The organism is Microcoleus sp. bin38.metabat.b11b12b14.051 (assembly GCF_013299165.1).
Taxonomy (GTDB): domain Bacteria; phylum Cyanobacteriota; class Cyanobacteriia; order Cyanobacteriales; family Microcoleaceae; genus Microcoleus.
The window spans coordinates 21,249-37,417 of record NZ_JAAFKD010000046.1; the positions used below are offsets into that span (position 1 = coordinate 21,249).

Annotated in this window: 11 protein-coding genes; 7 read left to right on the top strand and 4 right to left on the bottom strand. The window is 45.5% G+C overall.

Annotated elements, in window-relative coordinates; translation table 11 throughout:
• Positions 1 to 205: 205 nt before the first annotated feature.
• Positions 206 to 2,479 (top strand): FdhF/YdeP family oxidoreductase, encoded by a 2,274-nt coding sequence (locus QZW47_RS28520; RefSeq protein WP_293135316.1) that lies wholly within the window; start codon positions 206 to 208, stop codon positions 2,477 to 2,479.
• 903 nt (positions 2,480 to 3,382) lie between these two features.
• On the opposite strand, the gene QZW47_RS28525 is transcribed toward QZW47_RS28520, so the two are convergent.
• The gene (locus QZW47_RS28525) at positions 3,383 to 4,612 is read right to left on the bottom strand and encodes a glycosyltransferase family 2 protein (RefSeq protein ID WP_293135319.1); all 1,230 of its coding nucleotides are present in this window, start codon (positions 4,610 to 4,612) and stop codon (positions 3,383 to 3,385) included.
• A 361-nt stretch (positions 4,613 to 4,973) separates the two neighbouring features.
• Positions 4,974 to 5,114 carry a hypothetical protein gene (locus tag QZW47_RS28530; RefSeq protein WP_293135322.1) on the bottom strand — a complete coding sequence of 47 codons (141 nt, stop codon included), beginning with the start codon at positions 5,112 to 5,114 and terminating at the stop codon, positions 4,974 to 4,976.
• Between the two features lie 242 nt (positions 5,115 to 5,356).
• Here QZW47_RS28530 and QZW47_RS28535 point away from each other — a divergent pair, with 242 nt between their 5' ends.
• Complete coding sequence (locus QZW47_RS28535) at positions 5,357 to 7,918, top strand: protein kinase (protein WP_293135325.1); 2,562 nt, start codon at positions 5,357 to 5,359, stop codon at positions 7,916 to 7,918.
• A gap of 424 nt (positions 7,919 to 8,342) precedes the next feature.
• Here the strand turns inward: QZW47_RS28535 and QZW47_RS28540 are convergent, their stop codons facing one another.
• The gene (locus QZW47_RS28540) at positions 8,343 to 9,755 is read right to left on the bottom strand and encodes a hypothetical protein (RefSeq protein ID WP_293135328.1); all 1,413 of its coding nucleotides are present in this window, start codon (positions 9,753 to 9,755) and stop codon (positions 8,343 to 8,345) included.
• Between the two features lie 77 nt (positions 9,756 to 9,832).
• Here QZW47_RS28540 and QZW47_RS28545 point away from each other — a divergent pair, with 77 nt between their 5' ends.
• Positions 9,833 to 10,858, top strand: a complete 1,026-nt coding sequence (locus QZW47_RS28545) for a hypothetical protein (protein ID WP_293135331.1) — start codon at positions 9,833 to 9,835, stop codon at positions 10,856 to 10,858.
• Between the two features lie 649 nt (positions 10,859 to 11,507).
• Here the strand turns inward: QZW47_RS28545 and QZW47_RS28550 are convergent.
• Complete coding sequence (locus QZW47_RS28550; protein ID WP_293135334.1) at positions 11,508 to 11,840, bottom strand: TMEM14 family protein; 333 nt, start codon at positions 11,838 to 11,840, stop codon at positions 11,508 to 11,510.
• Between the two features lie 126 nt (positions 11,841 to 11,966).
• Here QZW47_RS28550 and QZW47_RS28555 point away from each other — a divergent pair, with 126 nt between their 5' ends.
• From QZW47_RS28555 to QZW47_RS28570, 4 genes are all read left to right on the top strand, one after another.
• Complete coding sequence (locus QZW47_RS28555) at positions 11,967 to 13,271, top strand: ATP-binding protein (protein ID WP_293135337.1); 1,305 nt, start codon at positions 11,967 to 11,969, stop codon at positions 13,269 to 13,271.
• Positions 13,272 to 13,508: 237 nt separating this feature from the next.
• Positions 13,509 to 13,955 (top strand): tellurite resistance TerB family protein, encoded by a 447-nt coding sequence (locus QZW47_RS28560; RefSeq protein WP_293135351.1) that lies wholly within the window; start codon positions 13,509 to 13,511, stop codon positions 13,953 to 13,955.
• 159 nt (positions 13,956 to 14,114) lie between these two features.
• A complete protein-coding gene (locus tag QZW47_RS28565) occupies positions 14,115 to 14,528 on the top strand; it encodes a thioesterase family protein (protein WP_293135339.1) in 414 nt (137 codons plus the stop codon).
• A gap of 194 nt (positions 14,529 to 14,722) precedes the next feature.
• Positions 14,723 to 15,694, top strand: coding sequence for a putative 2-dehydropantoate 2-reductase (locus QZW47_RS28570; protein WP_293135342.1), 972 nt, complete (start codon positions 14,723 to 14,725; stop codon positions 15,692 to 15,694).
• Positions 15,695 to 16,169 lie beyond the last annotated feature (475 nt).

Below are 16,169 nucleotides of genomic sequence, written 5' to 3' on the forward strand. Positions count from 1 at the left end.
CACTACGAACCTGGAGTAAGAAGGACTGAAGTCCTCACTACGAACCTGGAGTAAGAAGGACTGAAGTCCTCACTACGAACTAAGAGTTTAATTGCGATTAAAACATCTATCTATTGACTAATTTTTTGTGCTGTAAGTTTGCGGTAAATTATAGTAATAAACTTAACTGTACATCAACTCGCAATTAAAACAAAAGGTAAACCGTATGGACACCAACTCCCAAAATATCCAACCCGTTCCGCCATTTAGCGAGAAGAATGAGGAAACGCCAGACATCGGCGGCGGTTTGCCCATAATTGAATATTGGGCAGAGCATACTTTGTCGCCGGAAGGCCCGAAACTTTGGAAGACTTTGTTGCACAAAAGTGCTTGTTTGTCCTGTTCTTGGGGCACTGGCGGCCAGAAAGGAGGTTTTACTAATGAAGAGGGCGAAAAACTTCAGCGCTGCATGAAAAGTGTTGAAGCAATCTCGGCTGAAATTAAACCTGCTGTCAAGGCTCACTATTTTGAACAGCACAGTATTGCAGAACTCCAGCGATTAACTTCTAGGGAAGCAGACAGGCTGGGAAGGTTGAGTTATCCGATGATTTTGCGGGCTGGTTCGTCTCATTACGATCGCATTTCTTGGCAAGAAGTCTATGAAATTGCCGAGGCTGCGTTTCGCAAAACCCCCGAACGAGTGGCATCTTACAGTTCTGGTCGCTCTTCTAACGAGGCGGCTTTTTTGCTGCAATTGTTGATGAGGGCGATCGGTTCTAACAACTTAGCAGATTGTTCGGATCTCTGCCACGCTCCCTCGACAACCGGGCTAAACGAAATGTTCGGCACCCGCACCTCGGTAGTGAGTCTAGAAAACTTGAAGCAAGCAGATTGCGTCGTGCTCGCGGGTAGCAATTCTGCCTACAACCATCCCCGCTTGATGAACGAGTTGATTAAAATTCGCGACAAAGGCGGTAAAATAATTGTCATCAATCCGGTGATGGAAATCGGGTTAGTAAAATTTGGTTCCCCGGCATTTCCCGTCAAGTCGCTCATCCCAGGTTCCGATATTTCCTCGCTGTACTTGCAACCAATTCCCGGCAGCGATACTGCGCTATTGGTCGGCATTCAAAAGTCGGTAATCGAACAAGGATTGCTAGACGAAACATACTTGCAAGCCCACACTGAAGGCTGGGAAGCAGTAGTGGAACACGCCCGCGAAACCGACTGGGAAACTATTACTACAACTTGCGGAGTTTCCCAAGCAGAAATTGAGGCAGCCGCCAAAATCATCGGTAGTTCCAAGCGGGTTGTCTTCGGTTGGGCGATGGGAATTACCCAACAAAAAAATGGCGTAGATAATGTTTTTAGCATCGCCAACACTGCTTTGATGACGGGAAATGTCGGCAAAGAAGGGGCGGGATTAATGCCCGTGAGAGGACATTCCAACGTCCAAGGATTCGGCTCTATGGGCGTGACTGTGGAGCTGAAAAAAGAAATCCAACATACTCTCGAACAGTTATTGGGGCGTCCCCTGAGCGCTGTTAAAGGTTACAATACTCGATCGCTCATTGAAGCAGCAGATGCAGGCAAAGTCGATACCCTAATCTGTTTGGGCGGCAACTTGTACGGCGCGAACCCGGATTCAACTGAAGCCAAACGCGCTTTAGGCAAGATAGAAACTATTATTTACCTCGCAACCAAACCAAATTTAGGACATTTTAGCGGATTGGCAAAGCACAATACAATTGTGCTACCGGTGCTAAATCGCTTTGAAAATCCCTATAAAACAACCGTAGAATCAGGCAATAACTTTGTGCGTTTCAATGATGAAGGAGAAACTCATCTCACAGATTCTGATTTGATTCCCGAAGTCCATTTCTTCACAGAATTGGCAGCCAGAATTCACGGCACTTATCCGGTAGACTGGCGCCAGCTTCAAGATACCAAGTACGTGCGGCAATTGATTGCCAAAACCATTCCCGGGTTTGAAAAAATGGCAACAATTGATGAAACAAAAGAGGAATTCACCATCAGCGGGCGGATTTTTAACGAGCCGAAATTTCCCACTGATTCCGGCAAAGCCAAAATGTTTGTGGCGCCTTTACCAGTGCTAAAATTACCGGAAATCCAAGACTTTGGTGGCTCGGAATCGGTGCGCGGTTTAGTTGTGGCATTGATGACGGGGCGCAGCTATTCTCAGCACAATACTGTGGTTTACCAAATTGATGACAAATACCGGGGAATTCCGCACCGCAACTGCATCTTGATGAATCGCACCGATGCAGAAAGCGCGGGTTTGCAACAACATCAGCGGGTGACGGTACAGGGAAACGTGGGAAAAATGGAAAATGTCGAGGTGATTTACGGGGCGGTTCGTGAAGGTGCTGCTTTGATGTTTTATCCTGAAGTTAATGTCATTTTTCACCCGGAGATTGAAGAGCGATCCGGCACACCTGCTTACAAACGCGTACCTGCTTTAGTCTATGCAGAAGCATAAGGTTTAGCAATCAAGCAAGGTTCGTAGTAAACGTAGGGTGCGTCAGCTATGATTATTTTCGGAAAAAACCAACAATCTCAGGCTGACGCACCCCCGGAATTAATGGTGCTACTTACAAACGCGTACCGGCTTTAGTCTATGCAGAAAAATGAGGTTTAGCAAAAAAGGTTTGTAGCAAACGTAGGGTGCGTCAGCCTGAGATTATTTTCGGAACAAACGAACAATCTCAGGCTGACGCACCCCCGGAATTAATGGTGCGTCAGCCTGAGACTTTTCATGCTGATTGCAAATCTCAAATCTGACGCACCCTACTACTAATTTGTGTGAATACAAAATCGGGGATTAACTGTTGATTTGCAAAGCAAACGTAGGGTGCGTCAGCCTGAGATTATTTTCGGAACAAACGAACAATCTCAGGCTGACGCACCCCCGGAATTAATGGTGCGTCAGCCTGAGACTTTTCATGCTGATTGCAAATCTCAAATCTGACGCACCCTACTACTAATTTGTGTGAATACAAAATCGGGGATTAACTGTTGATTTGCAAAGCAAACGTAGGGTGCGTCAGCCTGAGATTATTTTCGGAACAAACGAACAATCTCAGGCTGACGCACCCCCGGAATTAATGGTGCGTCAGCCTGAGACTTTTCATGCTGATTGCAAATCTCAAATCTGACGCACCCTACTACTAATTTGTGTGAATACAAAATCGGGGATTAACTGTTGATTTGCAAAGCAAACGTAGGGTGCGTCAGCCTGAGATTATTTTCGGAACAAACGAACAATCTCAGGCTGACGCACCCCCGGAATTAATGGTGCGTCAGCCTGAGACTTTTCATGCTGATTGCAAATCTCAAATCTGACGCACCCTACTACTAATTTGTGTGAATACAAAATCGGGGATTAACTATTGATTTGCAAAGCTCTGCCGCGCCAAGTCCATCCCCAACCGGTTTCAGTTTTAATCGCAGAAGCGATCGCAATTGCCGCCACTAACGCACCCCCCAAACCTCCCAACCACCAGTATTTCGTCGAACAGTCAGAAATTTCGGCACCCAAACGGCGCAAAGTGTAATGGTACGAAATTACGATCGCACACAAACAAATAGTTAACAAGGTTATCGGCAAATGGTAACTGGTAATTGGTAACTGGTAATTGGTAATGATGTTGGCAATTTCACCGTTAGCCAGCAAAATACCTAACGCCAACCACGGCATCGGATAAAGAAAAAACATAATTGCGGCCATGTAAACCATCAAGCCCCAACTGCGGTTAGCACCGAGATACAAATTCTTTGTCCAGCCTTCCCACAATGCGTTCCAAGACCGATACATCCGCACGGACGCCAAATTTCCCCCCGAATAAAGTCCGAGCTTTAAACCCGCACGTTTGATGCGTCTAGCTAATTCCACATCTTCGACAATTTTGCCAGCAACTGCTTCATGTCCGCCGATTTTTTCGTAAGCCGATCGCCTAAACAGCATAAACGGCCCGCCTGCAAAGGCAATGTCTGTTTTTGCAGCATCATTAACCGCCGTAAAGTCGTAGCAAACGGCTAGATGATTGAACATTAACGGCTGCACCAACCACTCTGCCAAACAATCGCAAACGAGGGCTGGCATACAGGTTAGCAAGTCTATTTTCTCGGTTTCGGCTGTGGCGATCGCGGTTTCGATCGCCCCGGGTTTCAGGCGCACGTCGGCATCGATAAATAATAGGAAATCTCCGGTTGCTACCTGCACGGCTTGGGCGCAGGCCCAGTTTTTGCCCGCCCAATATTGGTTGGCAGGTCGCGCCTCACCTGCTAATATCTTCAGACGGGAGTCATCGAGCTGCTGTTGTAGGGCGATCGCGATCGCCTTGGTGTCGTCTGTCGAGCGATCGTCTACAATCAAAACCTCTAGGTTTTCTGCCCAGAGCGCTGTACTCTCCAAAATGGCGATCGCGCAATCCCGAATATTCTCAGCTTCGTTGTATGCTGGTACGATTACCGAAATTTTCCGAGCCAGCCCCGGTGAGGGCTTCGCCCCGCTGCTGTCGGTTCGAGGCGCATTTTTGACGCTGAGGCGCAAATTCTTAGTGTAAGCTCTACTTACGATTAAAGAAAAAATTAGCAGGGTTAACAATATCAAAGCGAACTGACCTCAAAATTTCCGTACACAATTTGTCTGTCTAAATATTAAAAAATATTAAAACAAAAAGCTAGTCGATCGCCCAAAAAGTTATTTCTGCCGCCTCCTTTGCTATAATTTGTGAGCATCTTTCGGCTCTACCGCAGTAAGGGGTCTTACCCCTCACCCAGTCAGCGACCGAAAAGCCGAGGATAGATATCAGTCAAGAGAGGATATTGCAATGGGCGAATTTCTGACAGTTGATGTGTTGGCGGACACGATAGCGGTACTCGGTGCTTTGGGTTTTTTCTTTTTGGGATATCAAGCTTTGCAGATGTTGAAAAGATAAAGTACCGCAATTGTCAAGTGAGGGAGGTAGGGATTAGTCATGGGTAATTGGTAATTGGCTGGTGAATACCTCACTTGATTGAGAATCTTTGATATTAGTCAACTCAGTATTTTGCCAGCCGTTGCAGTGAAATAAAATTACATAACTTGTGGAGCGGCCATCAATAATCGCCAAAAATCTGCAACTTAAACGTAAAACAACAGACAAGTCCAAAAACGGGTATTTGCTTTCCGGCGATGTGAGTGTGGAGATCCTAAAACTTTAGACGCTAGTTCTTGCTCCCAGATTCATCTGTGAATTAAGTCTAAAATCTCAAATTTAAAATCTCAAATCGACTGACCTAGTTACAACTAAAAACTGCCTGCTGTGAAACTGTTTCTTGCGAAAATCAACCAAAAAAAGGCTGCGTTATTATCATGGTGAGCCAACTTTTAGATGGACGCTATCAAATCATTGAAGTCATAGAAACAGGAGAATTTGGACAAACCTATCTCGCAAAAGATACTCGCCGTCCCGGAGAACCGCAGTGCTTTGTCAAGCACCTGCGTCCCGGTACCAGCGAACCGAAATTAATTAATACTACGCGCCGTCTTTTCCAAAAAGAAGCAGAAGTTCTAGAAAAGCTCGGCCAACACGACCAAATCCCTCAGCTATTCGCTTATTTTGAAGAAAACGAAGAATTTTTCTTAGTTGAATCCTTTATTGCCGGTCACTCGCTATCCACCGAAATTGTGCCGGGAAAACCGGTAACTGAAGAAAAAATTATTCCTTTGCTGAAGGAACTGTTAGAAATTTTAGTGTTTGTCCACGGGCAGGGAGTAATTCACCGAGATATTAAACCAGCAAATTTAATCCGCCGCTATGCGGATAACAAGTTAGTTTTGATCGACTTTGGCTCGGTGAAAGAAATTCACATCGCCCAAAGACAAGCGCCGGTAACTGTGCGGATCGGTACGCTGGAATATATGCCGATCGAGCAATTTCAATACAACCCGCAGCTTAACAGCGATATCTACGCTTTGGGAATGATTGGCATCCAAGCGATGACGGGTTTGCCGGCTTACGATTTGCCGAAACTCCGCGATTTGAAAAATTCTAATAAAGGCGAAATTGTTTGGCGCCATTTAACCACCTGCTCCCAAGCGCTGGCCGATGTTTTGGACAATATGGTGCGCTACGATTTTCGGGAGCGCTACCAGTCGGCGGCGGAGGCTTTAGCCGATTTGCGGAAAATTGGCGATCGATCGCGCGCGCGGATACCCAAACTCACAATCTATCGCGAAGAAGTCGATCGGCGCAGCAGCAGTCGCGGTGATATCACAGTCGTCGGTCGGAGAATATTAGAAGAATTGCGCGTCAGTTTGGACTTGCAGCCAGAAGAAGCAGAGGCGATCGAAGATGAGGTATTGAACCCTTACCGCAAATACAGGCAAAAAGGCGAACGCTACGAACAATCGCTGCAAGAAGCCATGCAGCAAGAATATCCCTTTTCTGCCGAAACTCGCGAAGAGTTAAAACGTTTGCAGCAAGTTTTAGGGCTGACTGACGAAGATGCCACCAGAATCGAAGAATTAGTCGTGCCTAAATCTTTATTCGGTAAATTGTACAAGGCGATCGCCATAGTTTTGGAGGGACACCGCAACCCCAACCCCCAACTACCGCCAGCCAGCAGCGACACTGCACTCGGCGTGCAGGCAATTTCGACGGTATCCCCGGAGGTACATCTCAACGGAAAAGGCGATTTGTCGTTAGCGCAGCCCGCCCCTACGGGGGCTACGCCAACGGAGAGGATCGCCCACAACAGCCCCAGCGCCCCAGCAATTGCACCCAAACCACCTCGCAAATTCAATCCCTATCTCGCCGGAGCAACAATTGCAGCACTCTTAGCTGCGATCGGCGGCATTTACGGATATCTCAAATGGCAAGAATGGCAGCAGCGAGTGCAGCAAGAAGCCGAACAACTCAATCAAATTGAATCACTTTATACAGCCAGCAATTATGAAGGCTGCATCAGCCAAATCCCCACAATTGCCAAAACTTCCAGCAGCTATACCTCCGCTCAAAACTTACAGGAAAAATGCCAAGCCGGTCGGCGCTGGAAAAACGCCAAAGTCAAAAACTTCGCCCAACATTCCGATGCCGTCGGCGCTGTTGCTTTCAGTCCAGACGGCTTAATGTTAGCCAGCGGTTCCAAAGACAAAACCCTCCAAATTTGGGATTTAGCTACAGGCAAATCCATCCGCACATTCCCCGGGGATTCATCCACAATTTGGTCGGTTGCTTTCGACGCCAACGGTACGAAAATTGCGACAGGAACAGGTTTTTGGAGAGTCATGCTCTGGGATTTAAAAACTGGGCAAGTTACTCGCACTCTCGACCACACCGCATCTGTTTGGTCAGTAGCTCTCAGCCCCGACGGACAACTCGTTGCTAGCGGCAGCGGCGACAAAACCACCAAGATTTCCGATTCAGCAACTGGCAATTCGGTTCAGAATTTGCCAGACCATACAGATTTTGTTTATTCTGTTGCTTTCACTCCCGATGGCAAAAGTTTGGTGAGCGCTTCTAAGGATAAAAAAATTACAATTGTTGATGTAGCAACGGGGAGGTTGCTGAAAACTCTTGAGGGACACGGCGACGCGGTGAGGTCAGTTGCTGTCAGCCCGGACGGCAAGACAATTGTTAGCGGTTCCTACGATGAAAGTATTAAAATCTGGAATCTCGAAACAGGAGATTTAATTCGCTCGATCAAGGGACATTCTGATGATGTTGTCTCGGTTGCTATCAGCCCGGACGGGAATTTTATTGCTAGCGGGAGCAAGGATAAAACTATTAAAGTTTGGGACTTTAATACTGGAGAATTGCTGAATACTTTGACGGGACATACCGATGAGGTTTATGTGGTGACTTTTAGTCCTGATGGCAAAACTATTGCTAGCGGTTCTAAAGACAACACAATTAAGTTGTGGCTCAGGTAATCTGAACTAAGAAGGAAGAAGGAAGAAGGAAAAAGCAAGAAGGAAGAAGCAAGAAGGAAGAAGGTATCATTTCATTCTACTCGTTACTTTCGCTCCTGCCTGGTAACGCAGATCCGGAGGAAGAGCCTCCATTTTTTCAAAGGAGGCTCTTCCTCTATAGAACCCATTTGATATCTATTTTGCGTAAATCTCAGAAACCGGGTTTCTCTCTATATTTCTCGTCACCCAACCCAAAAACTCGTAGAAACCCGGTTTCTCGCCACGCAGCGTAAATCTCAGAAACTGGTTTCTCTCTATATTTTTCGTCACCCAACCCAAAAACTCAAAAATGTCAAATGGGTTCTATATCTCAGTTCCTTTCGCTGGAGCCTAGGAACCACTTAAACAGATAATTGCACCAGGACTGCTAAAGATCGCCTTTCATTCAATTACAGTAATTCAGCTCATGTTCTAAGGATTTGGGAAAGTGCCAATCAGGTGTTTCAATTTCTTCCTCAACGGCAAAATCTTCAGTAGAGTTGTCTCGGATTTGAAAAAAGTAGTAGAGGTTAGTCACAGTTAAATCAGATATTGCTTCCCAGTTGGAGGTCGCTAAAGCTGGATAGCCAGTGGCGATCGCCTGCTGACAAACATAAGATTCATGTCCCCGGCGTAGTTCCGGCCCGACAGCGAAGGCTAGCTGGTCGCGCAAGGATAGGAAGTGAGACTTTTGCTTTAAACTTTCATAAAGTGAAGGTTCCGCAGCTAATACCGCAAATGTAGTGTGAATGCTAGTTTTTAAATGCTCGCCGCTGAGTTTATCTAAACTAGCTAACTGGTGCTGGTCTTTGGCAGACAAAGTTTGCATCCAATCAACCTCATTTTGCCAAAACTCTATGACACTTAAGTCATGACCGAGAATTCTAGTAACTTCGGGAAATAAAAAATCTAGCTCTGATTGCGACTGACATCCTTTAACGACAGTCAGAATATCTTGACGAATTTTTGATTGCAGTTCCAGCAGGCGCGAACTCACCATATTATAAGCGCGCTGCAACTGAAACGTGATGCCGATCGCCAGCTCGATCGCCCAAACACATTCCCTTTGCCGCAGTTGTGCAGCACAACACAGCCCCTCCAACAAACCCGGATTATCATAAATTTTTAGAGCCTCAAACAACATATCCCGCCCGCTATTAATTTCGGAATTCCGAAGTTTGATATCGGGTAGTGTCAGGGCTGACTGGCAGCGTTTGATAGCTTTAGAAAAAATATCGTAACCGTTAACCAGTTTCTGGCGGTACATTTCAAAATTTGAGTTGTGAGCCACCTTGAAAATCTGCTGGATCACCTCTACTCCCCGATCTTTGAGGATGTGTCTGAGATCGATAAACCCATCTTTAATTTTTAGCTTTTGGTGCTTTGCCTCTTCTCTCATTTTTAATACTTGGTCGAGGTTTACTGCTGACAAAACTGTGTTCGATACAGCGCCAATACCAATGACAGCAGCCGTCGCTTGCATCACAGCCAAATTAATTTTCAGACAGTTAAGCATTCTGTATATTTTTTGAAAGCCCTGATGAGTTTGAGCAAGCTGCAACGGGGCTGCTGTCACGTAGGCAGGAACCACCAGCGGCTGTAGGGGGCCGCCTCCGGCTAACTGTGCGAGCAATCCCAGAACTCCCCGATGGGATAGAGTTGCAGTTGTTGATGGATAAAAGATTTTTGCAATCTCCACAAACTCCCCTGTCACCGGATCTCTAGCAGCAGGGAGCAATTTTCCTGTTTTGGTGGCAGGCTGTACCAGGCTGCCAGTGTTGAGTCGATCCTGAGTTGCAGGGGTGAACAGATAATCCATGTTGTGAGTATGTTTGCATAGAAAAAGGCAGATGTTCTGTATTGTATGCTATTTAGGGAAAGGAGGAATGAAAGGAAATGAATGAGTATCTCAAGGTATTCCAGGCTATTACCCAGTTTAGCGATCGACTACTAGCAGACGAATATCAATCCGTGGAGATTAAACAATCAGCTACCCACCTCAGCCTAGATGTGGAACCTTGCATTGAGGAAATCAAGCAATCGGCCCTCAGACTCAAGGAGTTACTTCAGGTATGTTTCAAAGATGTATCTCAGGCGGAAGATGTCTGGAATAGCAAGCCGAGAATTGCTAAAGCCTCTGTTGTTGATGTCTGGGAGCAAATTGGCGAACTAAGCGGCTGCGATGTGAGAATTCGCAATTTAGCAAAACAGGGCAAATATGATGCTGTTGTTAAAATTCGCAAAGCATGGAGCGACAAGGCTACAAAGTTAAAAAATCAGTGGTTTTTGTGGGATAAAAACCAAGAAGTATTTAAAAGAGATACTATCGGTTTTTTTGAAAAAGATAATCTGCACAAAGAGTTGCGGAATGAGGTTGACTACCAGGCTGAGCGAGTGATTTTGATTGTTGAAAATGAACTGAATTTGATTTTTAAAGAATTACAAGCTATTGATATAGAAAAAATAGAATTTTGTATTGAATGTTTCGACCTCTACAGTCAATCGAGATTTAGACAACGACTGCAATCAATTGGGGGCGAAATTGTGTCGAAGTTTACGGAACCTCTGAAATATTTGCCGGAGTCTTATGGCAAGACTTTTAGAGAAACGCTGAAAGTTCCTGTAGAAACTCTGGTTCACAAAAGCAAAATGGGCATCAGTTTGATCGATTTTGAAGAGTCTTGTAAAGTGATTGGAGCGATTGTGGATAATTTAATTTTAGAAATTTTTGAGGAGCGCGTGAAACTGGCAATTCAAACTGTTGAAAAAGCGCTGATGTTCTACAATAATTTTTTAGAAAAGCAGGCGCGGTACCAGCAAGAGACATCCGAACAGCGAGCAGCGGAAAAAGATTGGATGGAATACCAGCGGCAGCAACTTAAGGAAGTTCAGCATTATATTGATGCAGTCATTAGTCATTAGTCATTAGTCATTGGTCATTGGTCATTGGTCATTGGTCATCTCGCCCGCTCGCGAAGCCGAAGGGTGGTCATTGGTTATTGGTTATTGGTCATTAGTCATTGGTCATTTGTCATTGGTCATTGGTCATTGGTCATTGGTCATTGGTCATTGGTCATCAGTCATCAGTCACCTGTCAACGCTTCTCTTTCGCAAGCTGTCAACTGTCAACCCCTCGACTCCGCTCGGGGCTCTTCTGTCAACTGCCAACCCCTCGACTCCGCTCGGGCCAACTGTCAACTGTCAACTGTCAACTGTCAACTGTCATTGGTCATTGGTCATTGGCTGCAATACCCTAGCTGGAGAAACCGGGTTTTTTCACCGACATTAAGGGGTGTGGGTGAGAGTTTAGTTAAAAAACCCGGTTTCTGGGTACTCGTGCTTAAGTCCTTGCATTACCAATTACGGAACATACAACCGTACCGCACTGTTTCTGAGAAAGGCTGTGCAAGGCACAAAATTAAGTCACGGACACACACTAAATTAGATTTTAGTTAAAACTTCTAGTCCAGGCTGTGGAGTCCATCTAAAATCTAAAATCGAAACATGAAAAATCGCTTGACTTTAATTTAAGATCCCCGTCAAGGGTTTGGAGTTCATCGCAAATCTCACATCAAAAACCTAACATGGATTGAGCGTTGAGTTCGTAAACGATCGCACCCAAAGACGCCAAACTAGCCAAAATCAGCATCCCAGCGGGCATAAACTTGCGAGTTTTGACCAGCCGTACCATAAAGACTACTACTAAAACAGCGGAGATAGCTGCTGCTAATGTTAAACCCCAAGTTTGTCCCATGAGTTGTGCGGTGCCGGCAAAAATCAGCAGCGAACCGCTAATCAAGCCGGAAATCAGCGAGGCTTGGCTTTTGGCCTTGATGTAACCCATGATGCCACCAACCAATGTTAAAGCGCCGTAGCCGATCGCCGCTGCTGTACCTAAATTCATTATTTAATCCTCGAAATTTCACAAGTGCATCTCAATTTATACAGCGAGACCTGCAATTAGAGTCACGAATTGTTAGAAAATTTATTAAACCCAGTCAGAATATCTAACTGTTATACAATTGGCATTATGTCAGCCCTAACTTCTGTTGCGATCGCTCAAATCCGTTACCTCCAACGCCAAGCAGCATCCCTGCTGCTGTATCAATCAGTTCTCAAAAGCCCCGTAGGTCAAGCTTTTCTCGACTTGCTGCAAGCCCTGCACCACAGCGAAGTCAGCGGTCTGGAGTGTCAGATAGCTTACGGCAATTGGTTCAACGTTCAGGCTGCTAAAAATTTGAGCTGGAAAGATTTCGTGATTTCCCAAATTCTCACAGACGAAAACCCCTTTTCTCGCCAAGCCCAGCAAGCGGATTTTGCAACCTTGCCGCCCGCTTTGGTGGAAGCCGCCAGACACGATTTACAAGTGCTGCAAAATCTCTACGAATGCAGCAGCGAGCAGTTGAGTAAATGGGTGCGGGTAGCGGGTCAACTTGACGCAATTCCTCCGATTTGGGATTCGGAAACTGTAGCACAACCAGCCGAGAAACCGCTGCACGATAAATTAGAAAAATGGTCGAGCGCTGCCGAATCTCTGGCAGAATATTACCGCAAGTTTGGTACAGGCTTGTTTGCCGAATATCGCGCTTTTGCGTGGCGCTCCGGGCAGTTGTCGGGCATTTCGCATCCCGATCGCATAAACTTGAAAGAGTTGGTTTGCTGCGACTGGCAGCGCGATGCTTTAGTCAAAAATACGGAGTTTTTGCTGGCTGGTTATCCGGCTTTGCACGTTTTGCTGTACGGCAGCCGCGGCTCGGGTAAGTCTTCGTTGGTGAAGTCGCTGTTAAATGAATTTGGCTCTCGCAATTTGCGCTTGATAGAAGTATCAAAATTTGACTTGCAAGACTTGCCTGTAATTGTAGATCGTTTGCGCGGAGTTCCTCAAAAGTTTATTATTTTTGTGGATGACCTTTCTTTTGAGGAAGACGATGATGCTTTTAAATCTCTGAAAGTTGTTTTAGAAGGAAATGTCACTGCCCGCCCTCAAAATGTGGTAGTTTACGCCACATCTAACCGCAGGCATTTAATTCGAGAGTTTTTTGATGACAGGCCTCGCCCCCGCGACGGTGATGAAGTTCACGCTTGGGATACTGTGCAGGAAAAACTCTCATTTAGCGATCGCTTTGGCTTGACTTTAACTTTTGAACCTGCGGATCAAAACACTTATTTAACAATTGTCCGACATCTGGCAGAACAAGCTGACATTAAACTCGCTCCTGAGGATTTGGAACACCGCGCTAAGGAATGGGCAACTCGCCGCAACGGGCGCTCCGGGCGCACTGCACGGCAGTTTGTTGATTTCCTGAAAGCAGATTTAGCTTTGTTTGACAAGTAGCTCGTAGGTGCTGCCAGAGCGGGTTTTGCCTGAGATATGGCAGGCAATTCAGGCTCGAAATCAACCCGCCCTTGCAGCGCCCAATCGCTCAACAAAAAATCTTAATTTTTTCCTAATTTTGTTGATAACAAATAACTAACTAGATTTGATATAATCGTCGAAATGCCGACGGAAACCTTGAAAGCCCGAGTTGCTCGGGACTCCATGAATTCACTACTAAATAATGAGGAAAATATCATGGGTTTATTTGACAAAGTATCGCAGACTCGCCAACAAACTGACGTAACGTTAGGGCCTGCGGAAGCATTTGCGGCGATCGCCCTAATTGCCGTAGCAGCCGACGGTTACATCAATGAGAGCGAAAGTAAAGCGATTAGCATGACACTATCTCGGATGCAACTTTTCCGCAGCTACCCAGATGATGTGATGCGAAAAATGCTCGATCGGCTGCTGAACATTTTACAACGGCAAGGAGTTGAGGTACTATTTAATGCGGCTTTGGCAACACTTCCAGACGAACTTAAAGAAACAGTTTTTGCTGTAACAACTGATATCGCTTTAGCAGATGGCGAGGTTTCAGAAGAAGAAGAACAACTTTTGAACGATCTTTACTCTGCATTGGATCTTTCTGAAGAAGTTGCTCTCAAGATTATAGACGTGATGTTGATTAAAAACAAAGGTTAAGAAAGCAGGGGAAGGGCCAGGAGTGAGGAGGGCGAGTTTGAGAATATCAAAAATTAGCGCTTGCTGAGTTTGCCGATCGCTGCTGCAAAAGTCATGGTTTACCGATATGATGGTTGGTAAAATTGAGCTTTAATTGGCGATCGCCCGCGACTACCTCAAATGCCTTTTACTTACACCCGCACTGTGCGCTTTCAAGATACCGATGCCGCTGGAGTCGTTTACTTTGCTAACGTTTTGGCGATGTGTCACGAAGCCTACGAGGCATCTCTAGCGGCATCGGGAATCAATCTCAAAGCATTTTTTAGCAATCCCGAGGTTGCCTTTCCCATAATTCATGCTAGTGTAGATTTCTATCGCCCACTGTTTGCGGGCGATCGGCTGACGATTCAACTAACGCCCAAACAAGTTGCTGGCGATGAATTTGAAATTGCCTATCAAGTATTTTCTGGAGAAGTTGCAGGAAGAAGTACGGCGAGAGCTCTTACTAAGCACGTCTGCATCGATGCAGTGACGCGAACCAGAAAACAGCTATCCGAAGAATTAATGCTGTGGATGAAGCAATTTGAGATTTGAGATTTTAGATAACTTCAATATTTAAATAATAGCAGGGAATGACAGTGAAATTTCTGTTTAGTTTAAAATTTATTCTGACTTGTTTATATTAAGTAGTTCCACTTAATTAAACGTAAAACACAGAGTAATCAAAAACGAGTGGCTCTAAGCATTCTTCCTTCTTCCTTCTTCCTTCTTCCTTCTTCCTTCTACTTATGACAAATCGCAATTATGCCATCGTCGGTACAGGAGCTTTAGGCGGATTCTACGGTGCTAGACTGCAAAAAGCTGGTTTAGAAGTTAATTTTTTGCTACGCAGCGATTACGAGCGCGTCAAAAGACACGGTTTGATTGTCGAGTCTCCCGAAGGCGACTTTAGCCTCCCCCACGTGCGCGCCTACCACGAAGCGCACAAAATGCCTAAATGCGACGTAGTAATTGTAGCGCTCAAGACTACGCAAAATCATTTGTTGCCAAAACTTTTGCCTCCTTTATTAAAGGACGACGGCACGGTTTTAGTATTGCAAAACGGACTGAATACCGAACCGGAAGTAGCTAAAATTGTCGGTGCAGAACGAGTGGTGGGTGGGCTGTGTTTTCTCTGTTCTTATAAAGTTAGCCCAGGTCATATCTGCCACCTAGATTACGGTACGATCACGTTGGGCGAATATGCGAAAGACTACAAACCTATCGGTATTACTGATAGATTGCACCAAATTGCTAGAGATTTTAAACGCGCTCACATTCAGATTAAAATGAGCGAGGATTTGCTATTATCTAGGTGGAAAAAGCTAGTTTGGAATATTCCTTATAACGGGCTGTCTGTGATTTTGAATGCCCGAACCGACGAACTGATGGCGAATCGGGATACTCTGATTTTGGTTAAGGAAATCATGGAGGAAGTGGTAGCGGGGGCCAAAAGTTGCGATCGCATTATTCCCGATGACTTTATCCCGCATATGCTAGATTACACTGAGAAAATGAAGCCTTACCGCACTAGCATGAAAATCGATTACGATGAATCGCGTCCTCTGGAAGTTGAGGCGATTTTTGGCAATCCGATGCGGGTAGCCCAAAAAGCAGGTATTAAGTTGCCGCAAATAGAGGTACTTTACCGAATGTTAAAGTTTGTGGACTTTCAAAGGCAAGAAGCTGAGAAAACGAGAAGGCTGTTAGGCGTGGATTAATAGATATAGGTTCGTAGGTTCATAGGTTCGTAGTGAGGACTTTAGTCCTTTGATTTATGCGGACTAAAGTCCTCACTACGAACCTTTTTGATTCCAGGTTCGTAGTGAGGACTTTAGTCCTTTGATTGATGCGGACTAAAGTCCTCACTACGAACCTTTTTGATTCCAGGTTCGTAGTGAGGACTTTAGTCCTTTGATTGATGCGGACTAAAGTCCTCACTACGAACCTTTTTGATTCCAGGTTCGTAGTGAGGACTTTAGTCCTTTGATTGATGCGGACTAAAGTCCTCACTACGAACCTTTTTGATTCCAGGTTCGTAGTGAGGACTTTAGTCCTTTGATTGATGCGGACTAAAGTCCAATGGCACTGAAAAAGTCTGAATCACGGCGCCAGTTTAGATTTGAAGGTAGAGCGAGGTTCCTGCATTCGAGGATAGGGCTTCGGTCTGCGTTTCAAGACTCTAGGTTCGGAACG